Genomic DNA, 25,109 nt, shown 5'->3' with positions numbered 1-25,109 from the left:
GATTGGATTGGAAGGGGGTACCCCCTTCCAATCCAATCAAATTCATACTTCGAACAGAATCTGTTTGTGATACAAAACAATTGAAAACTTGTAATTAGCATTTTACACAATTATAAGGACTTGACTCTAAAATTAGTAATCAATTAGATTTACCTCAGTATTCATGCTATTCTGATATTGAGGTGATGAATAATTGATAGTTAAAGGATATGAGAAATCTAGTCATTTAGAGGCAATGGAGACCTTATTGAAAAGACTTCCTCCAAATCATCCGCTTTACACAAAAATAGCCACTGAGATACGTATTACAAAAGCAGGAGATTTTGGTGAAGAAATTGTATTTAGAGAGCTTGAGAAAATGCAGTTGCCATTTGAATATTTGGTGTTTCATAAAGTGCTCCTGCATGGTGAGAGTGCATTTGAACTTGATATATTATTAATTACTCCTTTTGGTGCGATAATTTTGGAAGTCAAAAATATTATTGGGGAGTTAGAGTTCCAAGAGAATCCTTCACAGCTTGTCCAACAAAAAGAGACGGGGGAAGTAAATAAATACGCTTGCCCGGCAATACAGTTGAACGAATATAAGTATCAACTCTCCCAATTTTTCATCGATCAAAATATCCCCATTCAGATTTATGGTGCTGTCGTTTTTGCAGCCCGAAATAGTTTTGTGAAAGTTACTACTAATAAAGCGAAGATACTTTATAGAAATGAAGTCCGTTCTTTCCTTCGAAAATTCCAACATTCCAATCCCACACATACTGGCGAAGATATTGAAAAAATTAAAGATGTACTATTGAAAAAGATTACTCCATTTAATTATTTTCCTCTTACGAAATACTTTTCCATAAATCCAAATGAACTTGTCCGTGGTGTGGAATGTCTAACATGTGGTTTTATTGGTATGTATAAAGTAACGCGGACATGGATCTGCCCGAAATGTAGGAAGAGTGATCCTATCGCTTACAAACATGCAATCCACACCTATTTTCACTTGTTTAAAGATTCGATCACCAATAAAGAATGTAGAGATTTTCTGCAATTAAACAATCGACACGAAGCAAATCGAATTTTAACCAACTTCCATTTAAACAAAACTGGTTCGAATAAATCTACACAATATAAAATGCCCCTTCCTAATAGGTAGTGTTAGCAAGTCAACTCATCGATCTCCCTTATAATTGAGAATATTATGTATATTAATAATTGTATTCACTTTAATAAGTGAGTGTGCTAAAGTGTACTAATGTTCGAAAATACATTTGTACATACAAGGAGGACATAAGGTGAAAGGGAAGTTTGGTTTATTGCCACGTATTTTTTTGGCAATTGTGCTAGGGATTCTATTAGGACTAGTTGTACCAAAAGTAATAGTAGAAATCATGGCAACATTTAATAGTATTTTTAATGGATTTTTAGGATTTGTAGTTCCGCTAATTATTATTGCATTTATCGTACCTGGAATAGCACAGCTAGGAAAAGGTTCGGGTAAGCTATTAGGGATATCAACTTTAATTGCATATCTCTCCACTTTAATAGCAGGGTTTATTGCATATTTTGTAGCTTCAAATTTATTACCTAAGTTGGTCGGTGGAACAGGAAGTATTGAGCTAGAAAATCCAGAGGAATTTTTAGTTGGGGGATTATTTGAAATTGGAATGCCTCCAATGTTAGATATTATGAGTGCACTTATTTTTTCATTTATTATGGGACTTGGAATATCAGCTCTTAAAGGCGATGTGTTGAAAAAAGGTTTTGAAGAATTCAGTGTTATTATTGAAAAAGTTATTTCATATATAATAATCCCTTTATTGCCAATTCATATTTTTGGTATTTTTATGAATATGACTTTTGGTGGTCAAGTTGCAAAAGTTTTGTCTGTTTTTGGTGTTGTGTTCGTTTTGATTATAATTCTTCATGTATTCATGCTTTTATTGCAATATACAACAGCAGGAACTTTAACTGGGAAGAATCCGTTGAAACTTCTGAAAGTAATGTCTCCAGCTTATTTTACAGCACTTGGTACACAATCTTCAGCTGCAACGATTCCTGTTACGTTGAGACAAGCTCGTCAAACTGGAGCTTCTGAAAAAGTTACAGATTTTACAGTTCCGTTGTTTGCAACAATCCATTTATCCGGTAGTACAATTACAATTGTTTCTTGTGCAATTGGAGTAATGCTTATTAATGGTCAGGATATTTTATTATCATCATTTATTCCGTTTATTTTTATGCTTGGTATTACGATGATAGCAGCTCCAGGTGTTCCTGGCGGTGCTGTAATGGCTGCTATTGGATTACTTGATAGTATGCTAGGCTTCAATGGAGCAATGTTAGGTTTAATGATTGCACTTTACATTGCACAAGATAGCTTTGGAACAGCTACTAATGTAACTGGGGACGGAGCGCTTGCAATAATTGTAGACAAATTCTCAAAAGGAAAATAATATGTTTCATCCGATATATAGCGGGTATATGTTAAATGTACAACAATATAAATCGGAAGGAATGATTCATTATCAGTTCAGAAGGCTTGCCTTATACAGAACAAATGGACCATGCATTTAGAGGTGTTCATGGTTTTGGTTATGTAGAATTACGAAACAGTCAAACGTTGCGAATGAAAGTAGAGCAGCGAAGACAAAGAGATTATGAAAAAAGTATAAGATTGGTCGCGAAAATAGATTCACAGATATTTAGCGGATAATATATAAAAATCCATGGAGATCCTAAATCCCCATGGATTTTTTGGTGATAATAAATAGTTCATAATGAAATCAATTCTCAATTAGTGTATTCTTATTGAAAATAAGTGACGATTCCTCCAATGCATAAAGTATTAGAGGAAAGTGAATAGAAATCATGAATTTTAATAGATTTATATTCCAAATGAGAAAGTATTTCAAAAGATTTGCAAGGCAGTAGACTTTCGGTTAAGATTAGAATGATAATAAATTAGAATGGTTCCCCATTCATAGTTACTTAATGGAGGTTATTAAATGTCAACTTTAGTGATTAAGGATTTACACGTTGCTATCGACGGTAAAGAGATTTTAAAAGGTGTTAATTTAACTATTAATACAAATGAAATTCATGCAGTTATGGGTCCTAATGGTACTGGTAAATCTACTTTAGCATCTGCTATTATGGGACATCCTAAATATGAAGTTACTTCTGGTTCGGTTGAATTGGATGGAGAAAATGTATTAGAAATGGAAGTAGACGAGCGTGCACAAGCTGGTTTATTTTTAGCTATGCAATACCCAAGTGAAATTACTGGAGTAACGAACGCTGATTTCTTACGTTCGGCTATTAATGCTCGCCGCGAAGAAGGCGATGAAATTTCATTAATGAAGTTCATCCGTGAATTAGATAGTAAAATGGAATTTTTAGAAATGGATGTTGACATGGCACAACGTTACTTAAATGAAGGATTCTCAGGTGGAGAGAAAAAACGTAATGAAATTCTTCAATTAATGATGTTAAAACCAAAATTCGCTATTCTAGATGAAATTGACTCAGGTCTTGATATCGATGCACTAAAAGTTGTATCAAAAGGAATCAACGAAATGCGTGGAGAAGGTTTCGGTAGCTTAGTCATTACTCACTACCAACGACTTCTAAACTACATTACACCTGATCATGTACATGTAATGATGCAAGGACGTGTAGTTAAATCTGGTGGTCCTGAGCTTGCTCAAAAACTAGAAGCACAAGGATATGACTGGATTAAAGATGAGTTAGGAATTGAAGACGAGACAGTTGGACAAGAAGCATAAGAAAGGGGACCAATCAGCATGACGGTTGAAACGAAATTGGCATTAACCGAGCAGGATATCCGCTCCTTTTCAGAAGGCAAACAAGAACCAAGCTGGATGACGGATCTTCGTCTAAAAGCACTTGGTGAGCTTGAAACACTTCCAATGCCAACACCAGACAAAACAAAAATTACTAATTGGAATTTCACAGAATTTCCTACACATACTGTAGAAAGCAATGTTTACACATCTTTAGAGGAATTACCTGAAGAAGTAAAAGCACTTGTAAATACAGAAGAACAAAAAAATATTTATATTCAACATAATAATACACCTGCTTTTGTTTCTTTATCTGAAGAGTTGAAAGCGAAAGGTGTCATTTTAACAGACATTTACACAGCAATTCGCGAACATAGTGATCTTGTTCAAAAATACTTTATGACTGATGGCGTAAAAGTAAACGAACATAAGCTTACTGCTCTTCATGCTGCACTTTTAAACGGGGGAGTATTTGTTTACGTACCGAAAAATGTAGTAGTAGAAGAGCCAGTACAAGTTATTTATTTACATGATAATGAAACAGCTTCTTTATTCAATCACACATTACTTGTGGCAGATGAAAATAGTTCTGTAACATACGTAGAAAACTACTTGTCTACTGTTGAAAAAACGAATGGTCAAGCAAACATCATTTCGGAAGTAATTGTAAAAGACAACGCGAAAGTAACGTTTGGAACAGTTGATGTTCTTGCTGAAGGATTTACTACGTATGTAAATCGCCGTGGTGTAACTAGTCGTGATGCGGTCATTGAATGGGCTCTTGGCATGATGAACGATAGCGATACTATTTCTGAAAATGTTACTCATTTAGTTGGGGATAATTCTGAAGGTCATGTCAAAATGGTTGTTGTAGGTCGTGGAAAACAAAAACAAAACTTTACAACAAAAGTAATCCATTGGGGCAAACATACGGAAGGGCAAATCTTGAAACACGGTGTGATGAAAGATGAAGCTTCTTCTATTTTCAATGGTATTGGGAAGATTGAATTCGGTGCAACTAAATCGAATGCAGAACAAGAATCTCGTGTCCTTATGTTGAGTGAAAAAGCTCGTGGGGATGCAAACCCAATTCTATTAATCGATGAAGATGATGTAACAGCAGGCCATGCAGCTTCTGTTGGCCGAGTAGATCCACTTCAGTTGTATTATTTAATGAGCCGTGGTATTCCACAAAAAGAAGCAGAGCGTCTAGTAATCCATGGATTCCTTGCTCCTGTAGTTAATGAATTACCAATCGAAGGCGTGAAGAAACAGCTGACGGAGGTTATTGAAAGGAAAGTTCGCTAATGCTCAGTAAAGAGATTCGAAGCCATTTTCCCATATTAAATCAAGAGATTAATGGTTATCCTTTAGTATATTTAGACAGTGGAGCTACTTCACAAAAGCCAGTTCAAGTAATTGAAGCCATTAAAAAATATTATGAATTTGAAAACTCTAATGTACATCGTGGTGTTCATACACTAGGTAACCGTGCGACTGAAAGCTATGAAGGAGCCCGTGAAAAGGTTCGTAAATTCATTAATGCTAGATCTACACAAGAAGTTATCTTTACTCGTGGGACAACAACTTCTCTTAATACAGTTGCACAAAGCTACGGCCGTGCAAATGTAAAAGAAGGCGATGAAATTGTTATTACGCATATGGAGCACCATTCAAATATTATTCCTTGGCAACAACTTGCGAAAGAAACTGGCGCTACACTTAAATATATTGACTTAGAAGAAGACGGGACGTTGTCTTTAGATCAGGTTAGATCAACTATTACAGATAAAACAAAAATCGTATCTATTGTTTACGTATCCAACGTATTAGGTACAATGAACCCAATTAAAGAAATCACACAAATTGCGCATGAGCATGGAGCTATTATGGTAGTAGACGGAGCTCAAGCTGCGCCACACTTAAAGTTAGATGTTCAAAACTTAGATTGTGATTTCCTAGCTTTTTCGGGTCACAAAATGTGCGGTCCTACAGGTATTGGTGTACTTTATGGAAAGAAAGAATTGCTGGAAGTAATGGAGCCAATCGAATTTGGTGGGGAAATGATTGACTTTGTAGGTTTGTATGAATCTACATGGAAAGAGCTTCCTTGGAAATTCGAAGGCGGAACACCAATCATTGCAGGAGCTATTGGTCTTGCAGCTGCAATTGATTTCCTTGAAGAAATTGGATTAGATGAAATTGAAAAACATGAGCATGAACTTGCTGCTCTTGCGATGGAGAAAATGTCTACTATAGAAGGTTTATCCATTTATGGGCCAGTAGATCCATCTAAACGAGCTGGAATAGTAACGTTTAACTTAAATGATGTGCATCCTCATGATGTAGCAACTGTACTGGATATGAACGGTATTGCTGTTCGTGCAGGTCATCATTGTGCACAGCCATTGATGAAATGGTTACAATGCACGGCAACTGCGAGAGCAAGTTTTTATCTCTACAATACGGAAGAAGATATTGACAGACTTGTTGCTGGATTGCGTACTGCAAAGGAGTATTTTAACGATGTCTTCTAATAATTTAGATCAACTATATCGACAAGTAATTATGGATCATTATAAAAATCCTCGTAATAAAGGTAGCATAGAGGATGGAGCTTTAACAATTGACATGAACAACCCAACTTGTGGAGACCGCATTCATTTAACACTTCAAGTGGAAGATGGGGTAGTACAAAACGCAAAGTTCGACGGAGAAGGTTGTTCCATTTCCATGTCTTCTGCATCGATGATGACACAAGCAATAAAAGGAAAAAAAGTAGAGGAAGCACTTCAGCTTTCAACAATCTTTTCAGATATGATGCTTGGGAAAGAATATGATGACTCAATTGACCTTGGGGATATTGAAGCATTAAACGGCGTTTCTAAGTTTCCTGCACGTATTAAGTGTGCAACACTTGCGTGGAAAGCTATGGAAAAAGGCGTTTCAGAAGAACAGAAATAAAATCAGAACGGAGGAAATACGATGGCAAAAAAAATGCCTGAAATTGGTGATTACAAATATGGTTTCCACGATAAAGACGTATCCATTTTCCGTTCGAAACGTGGATTAACGAAAGAGATCGTAGAAGAAATTTCTCGTATGAAAAATGAACCACAATGGATGTTAGATTATCGTTTAAAAGCTTTAGAAATTTTCTATTCTAAACCAATGCCACAATGGGGTGGAGATTTAGGATCATTAAACTTCGATGAAATTACGTACTATGTAAAACCATCTGAAGCTACTCAAAAATCATGGGATGAAGTACCAGAAGAAATTAAACGTACGTTTGATAAACTTGGTATTCCTGAAGCTGAACAAAAATACCTTGCAGGTGTATCTGCACAATATGAATCAGAAGTTGTTTACCACAACATGAAACAAGAACTTGAAGATTTAGGTATTGTATTTAAAGATACAGATTCAGCTCTTCGTGAAAATGAAGATATTTTCAAAAAGCATTGGGGAACTGTTATTCCTTCATCGGATAATAAATTCTCTGCGCTTAACTCAGCAGTTTGGTCAGGTGGATCATTTATTTATGTACCACCAGGTGTGAAAGTGGATACACCACTACAAGCGTACTTCCGTATTAACTCTGAAAATATGGGTCAATTCGAGCGTACACTTATTATTGTGGATGAAGGTGCTTCTGTACACTACGTAGAAGGTTGTACAGCTCCTGTTTACACTACTAACTCACTTCATAGTGCTGTTGTTGAAATTATCATTAAAAAAGATGCATATTGCCGATATACAACTATCCAAAACTGGGCAAACAACGTTTATAACTTAGTTACAAAACGCGCTGTTTGTGATGCTAACGCAACAATGGAATGGATTGACGGAAATATCGGATCGAAATTAACGATGAAATATCCAGCTGTTATTTTAAAAGGTGAAGGTGCTCGTGGTATGACACTTTCAATCGCATTAGCTGGTAAAGGACAACACCAAGATGCTGGTGCGAAAATGATGCACTTAGCACCAAATACTTCTTCTACTATCGTTTCTAAATCTATTTCGAAACAAGGTGGAAAAGTAACATATCGTGGTATTGTACACTTCGGACGCAAAGCTACTGGTGCTCGTGCAAATATCGAATGTGATACTTTAATCATGGATAATCAGTCTACTTCAGATACTATCCCTTACAACGAAATCTTGAATGATAATATTTCTCTTGAGCATGAAGCGAAAGTTTCAAAAGTATCAGAGGAGCAATTATTCTACCTGATGAGTCGTGGTCTTAGTGAAGAAGAAGCAACAGAAATGATCGTAATGGGCTTCATCGAGCCATTTACAAAAGAACTTCCAATGGAATATGCGGTTGAAATGAACCGTCTAATCAAGTTCGAAATGGAAGGCAGTATAGGATAATAAGCTAAGAACGTTGGTGCAACAACGTTTTCAGCTACAAAAAAATAAAAGAAAATCATTCGTGCCGATTTCGTGCCGACTTGATTTTTCTAGAAGTGTAGGAGGCGAACTTTTTTAGTTCGTCTTCTTCTATTTTTCGGTAATATCTAGATACGTGTCAGCAGTTGTTTTGAGGTTTTATGTCCCAATCAGCAGGGCCCGCCACTTCGCTTTCAGTGGGCTTGGCTTCAGCCTCCTCGTCACTGCCGTTCCTGCGGGGTCTTCAGCTCAAGCTATTCCCACAGGAGTCTCCGTGGCGGGCCCTGCCTATTTTTCAAAAGTTGAAAGTGGAAATCAGAAGATGCTGTGATCCAATCAATGTTTCTCGGAATATCTGAAAAAAATAAACGATTGACTATCCCATCTCATCAAATTGATAAGCTTTAATTGTCCTCTTTTCTGTTTATTGAAGTTAAAAATAAGCGGAAGGCGGCGACTCCTGCGGGACAGCGAGACAGTCCAAGACCCCACAGGCAAAGCCGAGGAGGCTTGGCGCGAGCCCGCGGAAAGCGCCCGCCTGGAGCGATTGATAAAGGAAAAGCACAATAATCACTATGTTCTTAATACATTTTGATTTATAAAAATGCATATGTCGACAAGCTGAAACCACCATCTATTAGTATAGACGGTGGTATTATTTTAAAAAAATGAAAAGCATGAATTTACCCAAAAACACCTGTCCGGAATATCTATCCTAGATAAAAATATATTCTGTAATTTAATCAAAAAGGAACTTAATCTAATGAAAAATAAATAATTCTATTCGGTCGCTTTTTTGCATTTTTCTGTTGTTAGATATTGTTAAGTGATATGATACTAATGTATACACAGTGGGGTGAACACATGATTAAAATCGGTTTAACAGGCTGGGGAGATCATCCAGAATTATACGTATCATCAGCAAAAGAGCGACTACAAGACTATAGTGCTCATTTTCCAATCGTAGAATTGGATAGCTCGTTTTATGCAATTCCATCCAAAAAAAATATAGAAAAGTGGATAAAAGAAACACCAGATAATTTTCAATTTGTAGTAAAAGCGTATCAAGAAATAACTGGACATCAAAGAGGAGAATCGCAGTTTTCTTCTAAGGAAGAAATGTTTGAAGTTTACCGGCAATCAATAGCACCTTTACAAGAGAACGGAAAACTATCGATGGTGCTAGTCCAATTTCCACCATGGTTTCGATGTGAAAAAGGAAATGTTGAATATATTCTTCGAGTGAGGGAAGAATTGAAAGATTTCGAGGTAGCAATTGAATTCCGCCACCAATCATGGTACTCTTCACCATTTAAAGAAGGAACTATTAATTTCCTTAAGAGTCATCATTTTCATCACACTGTTTGTGATGAGCCACAAGTAGGGGAAGGTTGTGTGCCATTAATACCAATTGCTACTTCAGAAAAAGTACTTGTCCGCTTGCATGGAAGAAATACATATGGATGGTTAAATCCAGGGAATAATGAGAATTGGCGAGAAGTTCGTTACTTATATGACTACAATAAAGAAGAGTTATCAGCAATTCAAAATGTAAGCGAGCAATTACATAAACAAGCAGAAGATGTAGTGGTATTATTTAATAATAATTCTGGAGGACATGCCGCCAAAAATGCGAAAGCCTTTCAACAAATGCTTCGTATTGACTTTGAAGGTTTGGCTCCGAAACAATTAGATTTATTTGAAGGAGGGATATGATGGAGTGGGTACTACTAGCAATCGCTGGACTTTTCTCAGGGGTGGTCGGAGCATTAGTTGGTTTAGGTGGTGGAGTTATTTTAGTTCCAGCTGTATTGTTTTTTGGCACAACACTAGGGCTAATTCCTAATATTACACCTCAAAGTGTGGTTGGACTATCTGTCGTAATGATGATTTTCACGGGTCTTTCTTCCACACTCTCTTATATGAAAACGAAAACAGTAGATTTCAAAAGTGGATTTATATTTTTCATAGGAAGTATACCAGGAACTATACTTGGTGCTTGGGTAAATAAAGGACTGGATTTACCATCTTTTAATTTATATTTTGGAATTTTGCTTATTATTTTATCTACCTTATTGCTCGTTCGTAATCGATTAAAGCCAGTAAAGTGGTTTGTAGAAAATGGCAAGAAAAGAACATTTACAGATGGTAAAGATACATATGTGTACGGTTTTCCAATATGGTTTGCGCTTCTTTTAACTTTTGCTGTTGGTTTTGCTTCTGGTCTGTTTGGCATTGGTGGAGGTTCTATAATCGTTCCTGCAATGATATTATTATTTTTATTTCCTCCACATGTTGCAGTTGCAACGTCCATGTTTATGGTATTTCTATCTTCCATAGTCAATTCTGTTACACATGTTTCTTTAGGAAATGTTCCTTGGTTATATACATTACCTGTTATTCCTGCTGCATATATTGGAGCAAAGGTTGGTGCAAAATTAAATCAAAAACTGAATTCCGATGCACTAGTAATTGCTCTACGAATAATTTTGCTCCTTCTTGGAATTCGTTCGATTATTGCTGGACTAATGTAATATAAAAAAGGTGGACTTAATATGAGAGAGACTATTCACATGTATCATACAAATGATCTGCATAGTCATTTAGAAAACTGGCCGGCTATTCATGAGTTTCTCTCTGAAAAACGAAAAATGCATGAAGATAATGATTCATACATTATTTTTGATATCGGTGATCATATTGATCGATCGAATATTTTTACGGAAGGAACGCTAGGAAAAGGGAATGTCAGCTTATTAAATGATGCAGGTTATCATTATGTCACAATTGGAAATAATGAAGGGATTACATTAAGTCATGAAGACTTAGATACTCTCTATCATAATGCAAATTTTGAAGTCGTTGTTTCTAATTTTACAGATCAACATGGTGATATTCCTAGTTGGATAATTCCTTTTAAAATTCATGAAACTCTTTCAGGTATACGAATTGGAATAGTTGCTGCTACAGCTGATTTTGGTATTTATTATGAAAAATTAGGCTGGCATGTTCAACAACCAATCCAGCGCTTAAAAGAAGTGTGCGCGTTGATACAAGACAAAGTGGATGTTATTGTTTGTTTGTCTCACTTAGGAATATCACAGGATGAGATAATTACGCAAGAAATACCACAAATTGATGTTATTTTTGGAGCGCATACACATCATTTCTTTGAACATGGAAAAATACTTAATAATACGCTCCTAGCTGCTGCAGGGAAGTTTGGGGCATATGTAGGACATGTGAAAATGGAATACGATCATTTTTCTCGTACTGTAACATCCAAGGAAGCGATTCTTTATAATACCGAAAGGTTGAAGCAACCTTTAAATTACATGGAACAGCTGGAAAGATGGGAGCAGCTTGGTAAGCATGAAATGGCATATAGTGTATTTCAAAATCCATCTTTACTAACGAAAAATTGGTTTGATAGATCCAATTTATCTGATTTCTTTGGGAAAGCATTATTGACATTTACAAAAGCAGATTGTGCTATGTTCCCAGCAGGAATTTTTTTAACGGATCTGCAGAAGGGTGTTATTACTGGCAGCGATTTGCATTCACTTTTACCTCATCCAATTAATCCATGTGTTATAACATTAAATGGTGCAGAATTATTAGAGGCAGTAACGTTATCCAAAAATGAAAAATGGCCATCTCTTGAAGTAAAAGGATTAGGTTTTAGAGGGAAATATTTAGGGGCAATGCAGTTTGAGCAATTATTGGAGAAGGAAAATGGAGACGTCTACATACAAGGAGACCTTCTTCAACTTGATAAAAAATATTTACTAGCCACTTTAGACATGTTTACGTTTGGATATTTTTTTCCTTCCTTTAAATTTATTGAAAAACAATATTATATGCCTGAGTTTATACGTGATGTTGTGAAATGGTATGGGAAGCTACAAGAGACTTCAAAATTCAAGTGATAAAAAATCCTTCTGTTACATATTAGTAACTAGGGGGATTTTTTTTTGTTCTATCGTAAAAAGAAACAATTCAAGTTTTTGAGTATACAGCGCAAGCTTGCAATTTTTATAGCTTGTTTTCTACTTTCGGTAGCAGGTTTGTTTTATTGGATTAATGCTCAACTAACACCCACCTACCTAGATTATGCAGAAGTTCAAACAAATAAAATCGCGTCGATGGTTATTAGCAAATCGATTAATACTAGAATTGCAAATGTATTAGATGTGAATGACATAATCGAGCATGTTCCATCTGAAAGTGCAAATAATATGGTGACTACAAAATTTAACACGGAAATTATTAATCGAGTTTTGTCTGAAACCCAAAGTTTAGTACAATCCCATTTAGAGCAAGCGGAAAAGGGGAATCTATCAAGCTTACCCTATTTAGATGACATTGAGTATGATAAACAAACAATGGAAGACCAAGGTGGTGTCGTATTTTTTGTTCCGATTGGGCAGGCGGCTAAAATTCCATTAATCGGGAACTTAGGTCCTAAGATTCCGATTCGATTTCATGTTATTGGAAATGTACAATCTACGGTCGAACAAAATATACAAGAATTTGGTATTAATAATGCCTTTGTAGAAATAAATATTCGTATAAAAGTAAACGTTCAAGTTATAGTGCCTTTAGCAAGTAAGATGAGTACGGTTGAGCAAACGATTCCAGTTGCAATGGGATTAATACAAGGTCAGGTTCCACAAATTTATACAAAAGGGGAAGGAAATCCTCCATCTGTTGAGGTTCCAATCGCACCAATACCTAATAATCAAAGATGATTGCAATATGATGCAGTTGATGTTAAAGTAATAGATGCAAAATTAATAGGTAGAGGCTGCATTGCTTAAGAGTACTATACGTGAGGATGACAACGTTGATCGTATACGAAAGGAAGCTTTGCCGAAATTAAATGCAGTTTGTCAGGCGCATTTAGTTGGGGTTATTTTGAAGAGGAATAACACTGTCATTTATATGGAATCATATAAATGGTGAGCTACAGAGTATGGATGAAAGTTAATTCTTGAATTCAATAGTAGAGGCCAGCCAATAATTTTTTTGGTTGGTCTTTTTGTTTAATGTTCTGTGCCTCCACCTCAAAAGGAGGAAATTGTTTTGGAAAACACTATTTATTCTTTATTACCACCATTATTAGCGATTATAATGGTTCTTGTTACAAAAAGGGTATTGTTATCCCTAGGAGTTGGGATTGTTTCTGCTGCGTTATTAGTGAATAGTTTCGCACCAGTTGATTCGTTCCTGTTGTTATGGAAGTCTTTTCAAGTATCCTTTTGGAAAGAAGGATTAAATACTTATAATATATATATATTACTATTTATATTATTATTAGGTGTTGTTACAGCGTTTGTTAATTTATCTGGAGGAAGCACTGCATTTGCAGCCTGGGCAGTAAAAAGGATAACAACGCGTCGAGGATCTAAATTATTGACAGCATTTTTAGGTATAATTATTTTTGTAGATGATTATTTTAATGCATTAGCTGTAGGTCAAATTGCGAGACCAATTACAGATTCGCATAAGGTATCACGTGCGAAGTTAGCTTATTTTATTGATTCCACTTCTGCTCCAGTTTGTGTTATTTCCCCTGTATCGAGTTGGGGAGCATTTTTAATAAGCCAGCTAGGTGTTATATTTACTACCCATGCAGTGACCAACCATACACCACTTGAAGCATTTATGTTGATGGCTCCTATGAATTTTTATGTTATTGCAAGTCTAGCAATTGTATTTTTTATTGCATGGACGGAATTCGATTTATTGGAAATGAAAAAACATGAAACGAGAGCTAGAGAAACGGGCCAATTATTTGATCCAAATAAGCCAAATCCAGGGGTATTACAAGGAAATTTCCCGGAAAATAAGTATGGTAAAGTAACGGATCTAGTCTTGCCAATCGTAACATTAGTCGTTGTAACATTGTTTTCCATGTTTTGGACAGGATATCAACTATCTGGGAAAGAATTAAACCCTTTTACGATTTTTGAAAATACAGATGTTCCATTGTCCTTGTTGATCGGTGGTCTATCAGCAACTATTTTAGCTATATTATTATATCTTCGCCAATTCAAATCTAATCCGAATGCAAGTTTTGCTCTTATTTGGAAAGCATTATACTCTGGGATTAGTTCGATGATTCCAGCAATATTTATCTTAATATTTGCATGGTCTTTATCATTTTTGATTAATGAGCTTGAAACGGGAAGTTATTTAGCCAAACTAGTAACTGAAAATAATATACCAGTTGGAGTTGTTCCATTATTATTATTTGTATTAACTGCATTTATGGCTTTTGCAACTGGTTCTTCTTGGGGATCTTTCGGAATATTACTTCCGATCGGTGCAAGTATCATTATGGCGATTGAGCCGGAGTTATTATTACCGGTACTTGCAGCGGTATTAGCCGGAGCAGTTTTTGGTGATCATTGTTCCCCGATCTCGGATACAACGATTATGTCTGCTACTGGAGCAGGTGTGAACGTCATAGATCATGTAATGACTCAATTGCCTTATGCTATTATAAGTGCGATCATTGCTGCAATCGGGTACTTAATATTAGGATTAACAGGCTCTGTTATGATTGGATTTGTTACAATTGTAGCTATCTTAATAGGATTATTTATTGTGTGGAATTCTATGGGAAAAAAACAATCAACAGAAATTCAGTGAGTGAATAATAGTAGTGCAGGGCAATAATTTTGCCCTGCTTTTTTCTTCATAATAACTGGATATACGTGGTATTGGAAGGTTGTTTGAATTTAAATAATATGTTACATTGACAACAGTGTAGTTAGTTTATTAAGAATGGGGTGGAAAATTAATGACATCGTGTAAACCAACGAAAACAGAACATCAACGTAAGCCCGATTGGTTAAAAATAAAGTTAAATACAAATGAAGACTATAAAGGTCTAAAAAAATTAATGCGTGAGAATAATTTACATACAGTTTGTGAAGAAGCAAGATGTCCAAATATTCATGAATGCTGGGGTTCAAGAAGAACGGCTACTTTCATGATCTTAGGGGCAGTTTGTACTCGTGCATGTCGTTTCTGTGCTGTAAAAACAGGACTTCCAAACGAATTGGACTTGGCTGAACCAGAACGTGTAGCAGATTCTGTTGTTATTATGAATTTAAAACATGTGGTTGTGACAGCAGTAGCTCGTGATGATTTAAAAGACGGTGGATCAGAAATTTTTGCTGAAACAATTCGTGCAATTCGTCGTAAAAACCCATTCACAACTATTGAAGTATTGCCTTCTGATATGGGAGGAATTGAACAAAATATACAAAATATCATGGATGCGAAACCAGATATTTTAAACCACAATATCGAAACAGTGCGTCGTTTAACACCAAGGGTTCGTGCAAGAGCAAAATATGATCGTTCTCTTGAATTACTACGTCGTGCTAAAGAAATGCAACCAACGATACCAACTAAATCTTCCTTAATGTTAGGTTTAGGTGAAACGCATGAAGAAATTTTAGAAGTAATGGATGATCTTCGTGCTAATAATGTGGATATTATGACTATTGGTCAGTATTTGCAACCAACGAAAAAACATTTACCAGTACAAAAATATTATTCACCAGCTGAATTCGGTGAATTACGTAAAATAGCAATGAGCAAAGGATTTTCACATTGTGAAGCAGGACCGCTTGTAAGAAGTAGTTACCATGCGGATGAGCAAGTAAATGCTGCAGCAAAACAAAGACAACTGCAAGGTGAGGAACTTCTAGCTAGTCAAAATAGCTAATGGATGGTGACCGAATGATTATCGCAGAAGGATTTACGTATGAAGTCATAGAAGATTACCGTGAAGCGTTTAAGGAAGAAGCTTTTTTAGAGCGATATAGTGAAATTTTATCAAAATATGACTATATTATGGGTGATTGGGGTTACGGACAGCTTCGTTTAAAAGGTTTCTTTGAAGATCGTAATCACAAAGCTACCTTTGATACGAAGATAAGTACGATGAAAGACTATTTGTACGAGTATTGTAATTTTGGTTGTGCTTATTTTCTTGTGAAGAAAACAGGCATTGCTCCTGAAGTATCTGTAAAAATAACTGAACCAATAAACGAAAACCTTGAGCAAGATCATTCATGATCATTGCTCAAGGTTTTTTTCGGCTACTAGTCACATATCATTTCTTTCGATTACTAGTTCAATAACTCTCTCAAGTAATCTCTTAGTTCTGATGCTTCTACTTCATTTCTATTATAAACATGCTCTAAATATCCTGGTTCTTCTAAGTCGTCTGGACCTAAAATTGCAGCTCGTCCATATTGTATATCCATAACAAGAACTTTTCCAAAGAAACGAGAGCTTTGTAAAATGGCTAAATCATATCGTTGAGAATCTCCAGTAAATCCAACAAATCTTGTTTTTGTATCTTCCACATCATCATATAAAAAAAATCGTTCCAACCGTTGACACTCCTTCCTCACTATCGTTTATGGTACTATATAATAGAAGCAAATATCAACTGAACAAAATTAGGAGGCGCTTCGATGTATTTTGTAGATCGGAAAAAAATTACTATTACATTATCGTATATGAATTCTTTATTGGATATTCTGGAAAGTAAGAAAGAGTGGGAGCAAGATCAAGTATCCCAATTAGCTCTTGAACGTATTGGACAAAATATTATCGAATCCATTATAGATGTAGGTAACTCAATGATTGATGGATTTATCATGCGAGACCCTGGCAGCTATGAAGATATTATTGATATATTAACGGACGAGTCCGTCATTACGAAAGAAATGGATGCACCACTGAAAGAAGTGATTGAATTTAGAAAGCACCTTGTTCGTGAATTTCAATCAGTGAATCATGAAAAGCTATATCATGTTTTAGTGTCCAATATAATAATCTTAAAACAATTTCCTCCAAAAGTAGAAGCATATTTAATAAACGAATTAGGTCCGGTTTCCGCTTTTTTACCGGAGGATTCTAATGTTACATTATAAAGCATATTTTTTAGATTTAGATGGAACAGTTTACAAGGGAAGTACCCCAATTAAAGAAGCTGTAGAATTTGTTAATTATCTACAAACAAATGGCGTAGAACCTTTTTTCGTAACAAATAATTCTTCCAAAACTCAAAAACAATTGCAAGAAAAGCTTGCCAATATGGGAGTTCATACAGATTCCGAGCATATTATTACCTCATCAATTGCTGCATCAAATTATATTGATGAACACTTCAAAGGAAAGTCTGTATTTATGATAGGGGAAAAAGGCTTGGAAGATGCTCTTGATTCTAAACAAATCAAAAGAACGGAAGGTATTGCAGAGGTAGTTGTTATGGGAATTGACCATCATATCAATTATGAAAAACTAGCTACGGCTTGTATATCAATCCGTGAAGGAGCAGCATTTATATCGACAAATAGTGATCATGCATTTCCTACCGAAAGAGGCTTAGTTCCAGGAAACGGAGCTTTCACAAAGCTTGTGGAACATTCAACAGGTATAGAACCTATGTTTATGGGGAAACCTCAGCCATATATGTTAGAAATTATTCAAAAAAAGTATGGTTTTGATAAAGAGGACATGATTATGATTGGAGATAATTATCAGACGGATATATTAACTGGGATACATATGGGTATTCACACAGCTCATGTAAACAGTGGCGTGATTCGAACAGAAGACGTCCGAAATCAATTAGAGCAACCAACTTATTTCTTAGAATCATTAAGTGAATGGATCAAATAAAAAGACTGCGAATTTTATTTCGCAGTCTCAGACTGTTTGACAAACGCTTTCATTCTTCGTTACTTGCACATCGTTGTAAGCTCATGAACTTAAGTTCTATTCGCTTCCGCCTCGTACTGGCGCGCCTCGACTGACAAGCGTTTTCAAGACAGTCTGAAGTGGCACCTTCGAAATCTGATTTTGTCTATGACCTAAGACTGCGAATTTTATTTCGCAGTCTTTTAAAATAAAGGATTTTCTTCGATGTATGCATATATTTTTTTCACAAGATCATCTGGAGAATCACCTTCTACTACATCTCCATTTACGATTGCGAATAAAGTTTCGGAGCACAAGGAACAATAACTTAAACAGCCATATTCAAGTACATCTAAATTCGGATCTTGTTCTAAGATTTCAAAAGCTTCTTGAGAACCATTTGCAAGGTTGCTTATACAAAATTCAACCATAGGATTCATAGCTGTCACCTCACCACATCGTCATGCTACTCCATTTTAATTAATTCGTCAATTTAGAAGTCTTATTGTGAAATCCATCACAATCATTTATAATTTTAAGTGACATTGAAAGACGAGGGAGAATATTATGCGAAAATTAGTATTGCTAGGTGGAGGATACGGTAATATGCGAGTATTACTTCGCTTATTGCCAAATAATTTGCCAGATGATGTAGAAATCACATTAATAGACAGAACACCATTCCATAGTTTAAAAACAGAATTTTATGCGTTAGCAGCTGGAACATCTTCTGACCAAGAAATTCGAGTAGCCTTTCCGGAAAGCCATAAATTAACGATAACGTATGGAGAAATACTAGAAATTGATGTAGAAAGTAAAAAGGTATTATTAGCCGATGGAAAAGCAATTCTTTATGATGATCTAGTTATTGGACTCGGCTGTGAAGATAAATACCATGGTGTACCAGGAGCAGATGAATTTACTTACAGTATTCAGACAATTGGCCGTTCACGTGAAACGTATAGCAAAATAGGGGGACTTCCAGCAGGTTCCGTTGTTGGAATTGTTGGTGCAGGCTTAAGTGGGATTGAGCTAGCGAGTGAACTTCGTGAAAGCCGCCCAGATTTAAAAATTAAACTGTTTGACCGTAGTCCACGTGTTTTGAGAGACTTCCCAGAACGATTAAGTAATTATGTGAAAAAATGGTTCGATTCAAATGATGTAGAAGTCGTAAGTAACTCAAACATCACAAAAGTAGAACCAAACAAGTTATATAATCATGAAGAAGTTATTCCAGTAGATGTTGTCGTATGGACAGCTGGTATCCAACCAGCCGCACCAGTACGTGCATTACCTGGAGAAAAGGATAATACAGGACGTGTTATCTTAACTCAATATCATGATCTACCTAATTTTGAAAACGTATTTGTCGTAGGTGATTGTGCTTCTCTACCATTTGCACCTAGTGCTCAACTAGCAGAAGAACAAGCGGAACAAATCGTAAAAGTTTTACAAGCACGATGGAAAGACATGCCACTTCCAGAAAAAATGCCGGACATTAAATTAAAAGGTTTCATGGGATCTCTAGGAAAAAAACAAGGATTTGCTTACTTGGCAGATATCTCAGTGACAGGTCGTATTGCAAGATTAATGAAATCTGGTTTGCTCTGGATGTATAAGCGCCATAACGGTTAAGGAAAAGTGGATTAGATTAAAATTAATCATACTTAAATCCCCCTAGCATTTTGCTAGGGGGATTTTGTCTTGTTCAAATTATTACTGGAAGAATTTTCTAGTTTATATTTCAAGATATTAGGCATGAACACTAGACACCCTAGTAAATTATTAAATAAGTAAAAAAGACAAGCAGAGCTTTCACGCTGCTTGTCTTTTATTATTCTGCTTCAGTCACATACCCATATTTTTCGAGTGCAGCATATACTGGTTTTAATTGAATATATCCTTCACCTATTACTTCCTCGTTAATCATGACTAGTGGATAGAAAAATTCATCGTCCGCAATTCGATTCGCAATCATTTGTTGTTTCTCATTCTCAATTGGTTTCTCAATGTCGATATATGTAAATGTTACTTTATGAGCCGGAAATTTCCGGTCGACAGCAGCTTGCAACCATTCGTATGTATCCTTAGAGGATGGAGCATTTACACAGCTTGCGCATACTATGTCTGCACCATAAATTTCAATTGTTAAAACTTGTTGTTCCATAATTAGATGTCTCCTTCAGATTCTTTAATGGATTTTTTTCTTACTTCTGATTATAATGATTATAGCGAAAGGAGTCGATAGATATGACAGATACAATGACTGAACAAGTTCAAGAAGTTTTAGATAAATTACGACCATTTTTACTACGTGACGGTGGAGACTGTGAACTAGTTGACATTGAAGACGGTATTGTAAAACTACGCCTTTTAGGAGCTTGTGGAAGCTGCCCAAGTTCAACAATTACATTAAAAGCAGGTATTGAACGTGCACTTCTTGAAGAAGTTCCTGGAGTAGTAGAAGTAGAACAAGTATTTTAATTAGAAATAGAGCACTGAACTAAGACAGAAATTTACTTTATTTTTTGATATGAAAAGAAGCCATTATACTTTGGCTTCTTTTTCTTTATTTTCTCGGATTTCTTGCCAACGTTCTTTCGCCATTTCAACTACTTTTGGTTCTAATGACGTATTTTGTTTTTCAATTACTTTGGAAAAATATCGTGTAGCATATTCAATATCACCAATTCTTCTTGATAATTCGGCTATTAAATAGAGCATACGTGTTTCTGACATTTGTGTTCCACTATAATCATCATTAGAATAGGAATCTGCATAGCGATCGCGTGCGATCTCCATAAATCGTTTTTCTTCCACCTCTTTATTTTGTAAACGATATAGCCAAGCAGTACGTAAAGCTAGTCCAGCTATATTGACAAATTTCTCTTTCTTTAGTGTTCCACAATGAATGCCGAGTTTATATGTAATAATTCCTTCTTGAATAGAACGCTCGTTTCCAAAAGATCGAGATATCCATTTACTTGCGACTTGTTCTTCTATTGTCTCTTTTACACCAGGTGCAAAGTATTTTGTGAATTCTTCTGTAAAGGAAAAGCCACAATGTTCACATACAAACATATTATAGAGCAATGGATTAACTTCTTTGTTTTGATATATTGGTTGAAAGTCTGTATCATGTTTTTCTACCTTAATATACTTTGTTCGTACTTTTGTCGTAATAAATTTCTTTTTGCAATGCAAACATTCAATACTTTTTTGATAATATGGAGATATTTCCATTATAAAACCTCATTTCAATCTAAACCTGCATAGTTCTATTATACTTTATCGTTCTCTTGAATGCGAAGTAATTATTCAAGCTGTTTTTCTTGTCGATATAGTGAAAACATTGATATTATATAAAAAAGGAAGGAATGGTGATTTCAGATGAAGGAAATAGTAATTATATCTGAAGCGGCCGCTTACCGCATAAAAGAAATGATGGTGCATAACGGAGAAGAAGGTTCTTTGCTTCGTGTTTCAGTAAATGGTGGTGGATGTAGCGGTCTTTCTTACGGAATGGGTTTTGAAAAAGAAAAACAGGAAGAAGATATAGAGCTCCAACAACATGATATAGATATTATCGTTTCAAAAGAAGATGCATCTATATTAGATGGAACTAAGATAGATTATAAAGAGTCTTTAATGGGCGGCGGATTTACAATCGATAATCCGAATGCAATTGCTTCATGCGGATGTGGGTCGTCATTTAGAACGGCTAAAAAAGAAGGTACACCAGAAAGTTGTTAAAAGAGATTAGTGAACGTTTTCTCCTAGTAGAAAACGTTCTTTTTTGTGAAAATTATCACAAAATTCTAAAATTTACATTCCGCTAACAATGTATTGAAATAGCATGTTAAAAGGGCTAATATAGGAGATAAGGTTTTTTGTCGCAAATTAGACAAAAGTAAAAGGTCTGCGTGATTAATAATTTGTGTCATAAAGGTCTTCTAAAAAATATATTAAAGGTGGTTGCGATCTTCGTGAAAAGACCAACAATTCTAGTATTAGGTGCAGGTTACGGTGGATTATCTACTGTAGTGAACCTTCAAAAATTAGTAGGAACAGATGAAGCAGATATTATTCTAGTGAACAAAAATGACTACCATTACGAGTCCACTTGGTTGCATGAGGCTTCTGCTGGGACTTTACGCCCAGACCAAGTTCGTTATGATGTTAAAGATGTAATTAACACAAGCAAAGTAAAATTTGTGAAAGCTACAGTTGATGCAATTGACGTAAATACGAAAAAAGTTGCAACAAGTGCTGGTGAGTATACATATGATTATTTAGTAATCGGTTTAGGATTTGAAGGAGAAACTTTCGGAATCCCTGGCTTAGATAAATACGCACTTTCAATTGCAAACGTAAATGCAGCTCGTCAAATTCGTGATCATATCGAATACCAATTTGCTACGTGGTCAACAGAAGAAGTACATGACGATACACGCTTAACAATTGTTGTTGGAGGAGCTGGATTCTCAGGAATCGAGTTTTTAGGTGAATTAGGAAATCGTATTCCTGAACTTTGCAAAGAATACGATGTACCAAAAGAAAAAGTTCGTGTAGTTTGCGTTGAAGCTGCTCCAATGGTATTACCTGGATTTGATCCTGAATTAGTAGAGTATGCAGTAAGACAATTAGAGTCTAAAGGTATTGAATTCTCTATTGGAACTCCAGTAGTTGAAGCTACTCCTGAGGGTGTAAAAATTAAAAAAGGTGAAGAGGAATTCGAGTTTATTACAGCTGGAACAGTTGTATGGGCTGCTGGAGTTCGTGGAAATCGCCTAATCGAATCATCAGGTATCGAAAACATGCGTGCTCGAGTAAAAGTGGAAAAAGACATGCGTGCTCCTGGATTCCCAGATGTATTTATCGTTGGGGACTGTGCACTTATGATCAACGAAGAAGTTAACCGTCCATACCCTCCAACTGCTCAAATTGCAATGCAACAAGCAGTAACTGTTGCTAAAAATATTGTTGCTCTAATGAAAGGGAATGAAACAGAAGAATTCGTTCCTGCATTAAAAGGTACAGTATGTTCACTTGGAGAACATGATGCAATTGGTGATGTAATGGGTAGAAAACTTACTGGAACTAAAGCATCTATTATGAAAAAAGTCATTGATAACCGTGCACTTTACATGATCGGTGGAATTCCACTTGTATTGAAAAAAGGTAAATTTAGTTTATAATAATCGTATGATCTTAGCTCCCACTAACAAATTAGTGGGAGCTTTTTTAAAGGGGATATGAAAGTGGCGAGAGAAGATAGGGGAAGTATATGGTTAGGAGTAGCAGGGGTTGTCGTAAATAATCGTGGAGAATGGCTAGTCGTAAAAAAAAGATACGGTGGATTACATGGTCGATGGTCATTTCCAGCAGGTTTTGTAAATAAAGATGAGACTGTAGATGAAGCGGTATGTAGAGAAGTTCTTGAAGAAACTGGTGTAGTGTGTACAGTTCAAAAGATGATTGGATTTAGAAGTGGAGTAATTCAACATAAAATTAGTGATAATATGGCTATTTTTTTACTTTCACCAAAAGAGGAAGCACCAATTCTACAAGCGCAACTATCTGAACTTTACGAAGTGAAGTGGGTTCATCCAAATGACTTATTGGTAGATAAGGATGCTTCTGTTATGATTCGTGAACTTGCACAGAATACAATGAATAGTGGATTTATGAAAATCGAAGGGATTAATCCTGGGGATATATTCGGTTATAACAGCTATAAACTATTTTTTTAATAAATAAGCTAAAACACAAAAAATGTTTTGTGTTTTTTCTTTACAAAAAATAAATTATATGATATATTATCTGATTATTAAGAAAATTTAATAAAAAGGAGGCGATTTAAATGTTGAGATTGAAAAAAGAAGAAACTTCGAATCACTGTCCATATTGTAAAGGCGAAGGTTATTTCCAACTCCGATTAGGCGGATCCGAAACTTGTAACCGCTGCAATGGTTCGGGAAAAAAATGAAGTTATTATGACAATTGAGTGAAAACGAATAAGTCCATTGAATACTAACTTCCGTTAAGGTAAACTATTTAAAGATGCTACGGAGGTAATAGATTATGGATTTTATGATCGTTCAAATGATACTTTCAGTTCTCATATTTTTTGTTATGTTTTTTGGAATCGCCTTCCTTATAAACATGCTTCTACGGATGACATGGTTTATGGCTATGCTTTATCCAATTGTTGTTGTGTTAATCATTGATGAAGTTGCCTTTTTTGATTATTTTACTAAACCAGGAATGGCTTTCTCTGCTTTGGGCGATAAAATAGTTTCGCTTCATGCAGCGGACATCATTGTTTTATCTAGTGGTTTAGTTGGAGCTATCGTTGCAGGTTTTGTGATGAAATTCCTTCGAAAAAGTGGATATCAAATGTTCTAATAAGAAAAAGGATGACATCATTAAGTCATCCTAGATAGAAGAAAAAAGGCATTTGGAATGAACTCATTCCAAATGCCTTTTTACTTTTTTCTGCCATGAATTTGTAGAAGCGATTTAGTTTAGCGCATTGAGAGAATCCTTAATACTTATTGAATAAACATCATCTTAAATTAAGACAACGGAATCAATACTAAAACGTTCCACTTTGGTTTCTCCTCATCAATTTCGATCACCTCAAGAATTCTTATTTTCAATTATAAAAATGACTTTGCCAGATAGGGTAGTTGTCCAATATTCTAATAAAAAAGAAAATCGGTGAAACGGCTCCCTTTCCGCGGGCGTTGCCTAAGCCTCCTCGCTGCGCTGTGGGGTCTTCGACTAACGCTAATCCCGCAGGAGTGTCGCCTTTTTCAACGATTTTCTAGTATTTTTCTTAAAATAAATGACAGTTTTTTTCAGTGCTTCAAGCGTAGGGAGGGAACTGAAAAAGTTACTATTATTCTGCTTTACCAGATAGGGTGTTCAATATTCCAATCATAAAGAAAATCATTGAAACGGCTCCCTTTCCGCGGGCTTTGCCTAAACCTCCTCGCTGCGCGATGGGGTCTTCGACTAATGCTAATCCCGCAGGAATGTCGCCTTTTTCAACGATTTTCTAGTATATTTCTTAAAATAAATGACAGCTTTTCAGTGCTTCAAGCGTAGGGAGGGAACTGAAAAAGATACTATAATTCTGCTTTACCAGATAGGGTGTTCAATATTCCAATA

The 25,109-nt window shown here is 35.6% G+C and carries 28 protein-coding genes and 1 riboswitch; of the genes, 24 read left to right on the top strand and 4 right to left on the bottom strand.

Annotated features, from left to right (window positions below; genetic code table 11):
• Positions 1-193 precede the first annotated feature (193 nt).
• From FG384_RS16370 to FG384_RS16305, 15 genes are all read left to right on the top strand, one after another.
• Entirely contained in the window at positions 194-1,150 is a 957-nt protein-coding gene (locus FG384_RS16370; protein WP_142643783.1) for a nuclease-related domain-containing protein, read from the top strand.
• Positions 1,151-1,289: 139 nt separating this feature from the next.
• Positions 1,290-2,450, top strand: coding sequence for a dicarboxylate/amino acid:cation symporter (locus FG384_RS16365; RefSeq protein WP_142643782.1), 1,161 nt, complete (start codon positions 1,290-1,292; stop codon positions 2,448-2,450).
• Between the two features lie 104 nt (positions 2,451-2,554).
• Positions 2,555-2,710: a YuzK family famiily protein gene (locus tag FG384_RS20525; protein ID WP_476748479.1), complete on the top strand. Its 156-nt coding sequence runs from the start codon at positions 2,555-2,557 to the stop codon at positions 2,708-2,710.
• A 292-nt stretch (positions 2,711-3,002) separates the two neighbouring features.
• Positions 3,003-3,782: a Fe-S cluster assembly ATPase SufC gene (gene sufC, locus FG384_RS16360; protein WP_142643781.1), complete on the top strand. Its 780-nt coding sequence runs from the start codon at positions 3,003-3,005 to the stop codon at positions 3,780-3,782.
• 18 nt (positions 3,783-3,800) lie between these two features.
• Positions 3,801-5,108 carry a Fe-S cluster assembly protein SufD gene (gene sufD, locus FG384_RS16355; protein ID WP_142643780.1) on the top strand — a complete coding sequence of 436 codons (1,308 nt, stop codon included), beginning with the start codon at positions 3,801-3,803 and terminating at the stop codon, positions 5,106-5,108.
• A complete protein-coding gene (locus FG384_RS16350; protein ID WP_142643779.1) occupies positions 5,108-6,337 on the top strand; it encodes a cysteine desulfurase in 1,230 nt (409 codons plus the stop codon). The genes sufD and FG384_RS16350 overlap by 1 nt, the downstream gene beginning before the upstream one ends.
• Positions 6,327-6,764: a Fe-S cluster assembly sulfur transfer protein SufU gene (gene sufU / locus FG384_RS16345; protein WP_142643778.1), complete on the top strand. Its 438-nt coding sequence runs from the start codon at positions 6,327-6,329 to the stop codon at positions 6,762-6,764. Before FG384_RS16350 ends, sufU begins: the two co-directional genes overlap by 11 nt.
• 21 nt (positions 6,765-6,785) lie before the next feature.
• Complete coding sequence (gene sufB, locus FG384_RS16340; protein WP_142643777.1) at positions 6,786-8,183, top strand: Fe-S cluster assembly protein SufB; 1,398 nt, start codon at positions 6,786-6,788, stop codon at positions 8,181-8,183.
• A gap of 882 nt (positions 8,184-9,065) precedes the next feature.
• Entirely contained in the window at positions 9,066-9,917 is an 852-nt protein-coding gene (locus FG384_RS16335; protein ID WP_142643776.1) for a DUF72 domain-containing protein, read from the top strand.
• On the top strand, positions 9,917-10,735 hold the full coding sequence (locus tag FG384_RS16330) for a sulfite exporter TauE/SafE family protein (protein ID WP_142643775.1): 819 nt from the start codon (positions 9,917-9,919) through the stop codon (positions 10,733-10,735). Before FG384_RS16335 ends, FG384_RS16330 begins: the two co-directional genes overlap by 1 nt.
• A 21-nt stretch (positions 10,736-10,756) precedes the next feature.
• A complete protein-coding gene (locus tag FG384_RS16325; RefSeq protein ID WP_142643774.1) occupies positions 10,757-12,130 on the top strand; it encodes a bifunctional metallophosphatase/5'-nucleotidase in 1,374 nt (457 codons plus the stop codon).
• A gap of 45 nt (positions 12,131-12,175) precedes the next feature.
• On the top strand, positions 12,176-12,952 hold the full coding sequence (gene yunB, locus FG384_RS16320) for a sporulation protein YunB (protein ID WP_142643773.1): 777 nt from the start codon (positions 12,176-12,178) through the stop codon (positions 12,950-12,952).
• Positions 12,953-12,994: 42 nt separating this feature from the next.
• Positions 12,995-13,178: riboswitch (Lysine riboswitch) on the top strand.
• 108 nt (positions 13,179-13,286) lie between these two features.
• Positions 13,287-14,858: a Na+/H+ antiporter NhaC family protein gene (locus tag FG384_RS16315; RefSeq protein WP_142643772.1), complete on the top strand. Its 1,572-nt coding sequence runs from the start codon at positions 13,287-13,289 to the stop codon at positions 14,856-14,858.
• A 151-nt stretch (positions 14,859-15,009) separates the two neighbouring features.
• Positions 15,010-15,945: a lipoyl synthase gene (gene lipA / locus FG384_RS16310; RefSeq protein ID WP_142643771.1), complete on the top strand. Its 936-nt coding sequence runs from the start codon at positions 15,010-15,012 to the stop codon at positions 15,943-15,945.
• A 14-nt stretch (positions 15,946-15,959) separates the two neighbouring features.
• Complete coding sequence (locus FG384_RS16305) at positions 15,960-16,298, top strand: YutD family protein (RefSeq protein ID WP_142643770.1); 339 nt, start codon at positions 15,960-15,962, stop codon at positions 16,296-16,298.
• 53 nt (positions 16,299-16,351) lie between these two features.
• On the opposite strand, the gene FG384_RS16300 is transcribed toward FG384_RS16305, so the two are convergent.
• Positions 16,352-16,618 (bottom strand): DUF3055 domain-containing protein, encoded by a 267-nt coding sequence (locus tag FG384_RS16300; RefSeq protein WP_142643769.1) that lies wholly within the window; start codon positions 16,616-16,618, stop codon positions 16,352-16,354.
• An 84-nt stretch (positions 16,619-16,702) separates the two neighbouring features.
• Between FG384_RS16300 and FG384_RS16295 the strand changes: the two genes are divergently transcribed.
• Both FG384_RS16295 and FG384_RS16290 read left to right on the top strand, forming a co-directional pair.
• Positions 16,703-17,164 (top strand): DUF86 domain-containing protein, encoded by a 462-nt coding sequence (locus tag FG384_RS16295; protein ID WP_142643768.1) that lies wholly within the window; start codon positions 16,703-16,705, stop codon positions 17,162-17,164.
• Positions 17,151-17,915 carry a TIGR01457 family HAD-type hydrolase gene (locus FG384_RS16290; RefSeq protein ID WP_142643767.1) on the top strand — a complete coding sequence of 255 codons (765 nt, stop codon included), beginning with the start codon at positions 17,151-17,153 and terminating at the stop codon, positions 17,913-17,915. The genes FG384_RS16295 and FG384_RS16290 overlap by 14 nt, the downstream gene beginning before the upstream one ends.
• A gap of 221 nt (positions 17,916-18,136) precedes the next feature.
• Here FG384_RS16290 and FG384_RS16285 read toward each other — a convergent pair whose 3' ends face one another.
• Complete coding sequence (locus tag FG384_RS16285) at positions 18,137-18,373, bottom strand: YuzB family protein (RefSeq protein WP_142643766.1); 237 nt, start codon at positions 18,371-18,373, stop codon at positions 18,137-18,139.
• A gap of 127 nt (positions 18,374-18,500) precedes the next feature.
• On the opposite strand from FG384_RS16285, the gene FG384_RS16280 reads away from it, so the two are divergent.
• Positions 18,501-19,568 (top strand): NAD(P)/FAD-dependent oxidoreductase, encoded by a 1,068-nt coding sequence (locus FG384_RS16280; protein WP_142643765.1) that lies wholly within the window; start codon positions 18,501-18,503, stop codon positions 19,566-19,568.
• Between the two features lie 199 nt (positions 19,569-19,767).
• Here the strand turns inward: FG384_RS16280 and FG384_RS16275 are convergent, their stop codons facing one another.
• Positions 19,768-20,100, bottom strand: coding sequence for a YuzD family protein (locus tag FG384_RS16275; RefSeq protein WP_142643764.1), 333 nt, complete (start codon positions 20,098-20,100; stop codon positions 19,768-19,770).
• Positions 20,101-20,183: 83 nt separating this feature from the next.
• Here FG384_RS16275 and FG384_RS16270 point away from each other — a divergent pair, with 83 nt between their 5' ends.
• The gene (locus FG384_RS16270) at positions 20,184-20,417 is read left to right on the top strand and encodes a NifU family protein (RefSeq protein WP_016429002.1); all 234 of its coding nucleotides are present in this window, start codon (positions 20,184-20,186) and stop codon (positions 20,415-20,417) included.
• A 63-nt stretch (positions 20,418-20,480) separates the two neighbouring features.
• Here FG384_RS16270 and FG384_RS16265 read toward each other — a convergent pair whose 3' ends face one another.
• Positions 20,481-21,176 (bottom strand): DUF2225 domain-containing protein, encoded by a 696-nt coding sequence (locus FG384_RS16265; RefSeq protein WP_142643763.1) that lies wholly within the window; start codon positions 21,174-21,176, stop codon positions 20,481-20,483.
• A 147-nt stretch (positions 21,177-21,323) separates the two neighbouring features.
• On the opposite strand from FG384_RS16265, the gene FG384_RS16260 reads away from it, so the two are divergent.
• From FG384_RS16260 to FG384_RS16245, 5 genes are all read left to right on the top strand, one after another.
• Positions 21,324-21,686, top strand: coding sequence for a HesB/IscA family protein (locus FG384_RS16260; protein WP_142643762.1), 363 nt, complete (start codon positions 21,324-21,326; stop codon positions 21,684-21,686).
• A gap of 233 nt (positions 21,687-21,919) precedes the next feature.
• Positions 21,920-23,131 (top strand): NAD(P)/FAD-dependent oxidoreductase, encoded by a 1,212-nt coding sequence (locus FG384_RS16255; protein WP_142643761.1) that lies wholly within the window; start codon positions 21,920-21,922, stop codon positions 23,129-23,131.
• 57 nt (positions 23,132-23,188) lie between these two features.
• Positions 23,189-23,686, top strand: coding sequence for an NUDIX domain-containing protein (locus FG384_RS16250; RefSeq protein ID WP_166462468.1), 498 nt, complete (start codon positions 23,189-23,191; stop codon positions 23,684-23,686).
• A gap of 110 nt (positions 23,687-23,796) precedes the next feature.
• Complete coding sequence (locus FG384_RS19885) at positions 23,797-23,922, top strand: YuiA family protein (RefSeq protein WP_166462467.1); 126 nt, start codon at positions 23,797-23,799, stop codon at positions 23,920-23,922.
• 95 nt (positions 23,923-24,017) lie between these two features.
• A complete protein-coding gene (locus FG384_RS16245) occupies positions 24,018-24,341 on the top strand; it encodes a YuiB family protein (protein ID WP_142643759.1) in 324 nt (107 codons plus the stop codon).
• Positions 24,342-25,109: the final 768 nt, after the last annotated feature.

The organism is Psychrobacillus vulpis, assembly GCF_006861825.1.
GTDB lineage: Bacteria > Bacillota > Bacilli > Bacillales_A > Planococcaceae > Psychrobacillus > Psychrobacillus vulpis.
Note: the sequence above shows the minus strand (reverse complement) of the source record. Positions and strands in the feature narration are given on the sequence as shown.

Excerpts from the sequence above, each read along its gene's own strand:
- FG384_RS16330 (WP_142643775.1), top strand. The coding sequence starts at position 9,917 with ATGGAGTGGGTACTACTAGCAATCGCTGGACTTTTCTCAGGGGTGGTC.
- sufD (WP_142643780.1), top strand. The coding sequence starts at position 3,801 with ATGACGGTTGAAACGAAATTGGCATTAACCGAGCAGGATATCCGCTCC.
- FG384_RS16245 (WP_142643759.1), top strand. The coding sequence starts at position 24,018 with ATGGATTTTATGATCGTTCAAATGATACTTTCAGTTCTCATATTTTTT.
- FG384_RS19885 (WP_166462467.1), top strand. The coding sequence starts at position 23,797 with ATGTTGAGATTGAAAAAAGAAGAAACTTCGAATCACTGTCCATATTGT.
- FG384_RS16260 (WP_142643762.1), top strand. The coding sequence starts at position 21,324 with ATGAAGGAAATAGTAATTATATCTGAAGCGGCCGCTTACCGCATAAAA.
- FG384_RS16275 (WP_142643764.1), bottom strand. The coding sequence starts at position 20,100 with ATGGAACAACAAGTTTTAACAATTGAAATTTATGGTGCAGACATAGTA.
- FG384_RS16325 (WP_142643774.1), top strand. The coding sequence starts at position 10,757 with ATGAGAGAGACTATTCACATGTATCATACAAATGATCTGCATAGTCAT.
- sufU (WP_142643778.1), top strand. The coding sequence starts at position 6,327 with ATGTCTTCTAATAATTTAGATCAACTATATCGACAAGTAATTATGGAT.
- FG384_RS16350 (WP_142643779.1), top strand. The coding sequence starts at position 5,108 with ATGCTCAGTAAAGAGATTCGAAGCCATTTTCCCATATTAAATCAAGAG.
- FG384_RS16285 (WP_142643766.1), bottom strand. The coding sequence starts at position 18,373 with ATGAATCCTATGGTTGAATTTTGTATAAGCAACCTTGCAAATGGTTCT.
- FG384_RS16270 (WP_016429002.1), top strand. The coding sequence starts at position 20,184 with ATGACAGATACAATGACTGAACAAGTTCAAGAAGTTTTAGATAAATTA.
- FG384_RS16265 (WP_142643763.1), bottom strand. The coding sequence starts at position 21,176 with ATGGAAATATCTCCATATTATCAAAAAAGTATTGAATGTTTGCATTGC.
- FG384_RS16295 (WP_142643768.1), top strand. The coding sequence starts at position 16,703 with ATGTATTTTGTAGATCGGAAAAAAATTACTATTACATTATCGTATATG.
- FG384_RS16290 (WP_142643767.1), top strand. The coding sequence starts at position 17,151 with ATGTTACATTATAAAGCATATTTTTTAGATTTAGATGGAACAGTTTAC.
- FG384_RS16335 (WP_142643776.1), top strand. The coding sequence starts at position 9,066 with ATGATTAAAATCGGTTTAACAGGCTGGGGAGATCATCCAGAATTATAC.
- lipA (WP_142643771.1), top strand. The coding sequence starts at position 15,010 with ATGACATCGTGTAAACCAACGAAAACAGAACATCAACGTAAGCCCGAT.
- FG384_RS16280 (WP_142643765.1), top strand. The coding sequence starts at position 18,501 with ATGCGAAAATTAGTATTGCTAGGTGGAGGATACGGTAATATGCGAGTA.
- FG384_RS20525 (WP_476748479.1), top strand. The coding sequence starts at position 2,555 with ATGGACCATGCATTTAGAGGTGTTCATGGTTTTGGTTATGTAGAATTA.
- sufC (WP_142643781.1), top strand. The coding sequence starts at position 3,003 with ATGTCAACTTTAGTGATTAAGGATTTACACGTTGCTATCGACGGTAAA.
- sufB (WP_142643777.1), top strand. The coding sequence starts at position 6,786 with ATGGCAAAAAAAATGCCTGAAATTGGTGATTACAAATATGGTTTCCAC.
- FG384_RS16250 (WP_166462468.1), top strand. The coding sequence starts at position 23,189 with ATGAAAGTGGCGAGAGAAGATAGGGGAAGTATATGGTTAGGAGTAGCA.
- FG384_RS16305 (WP_142643770.1), top strand. The coding sequence starts at position 15,960 with ATGATTATCGCAGAAGGATTTACGTATGAAGTCATAGAAGATTACCGT.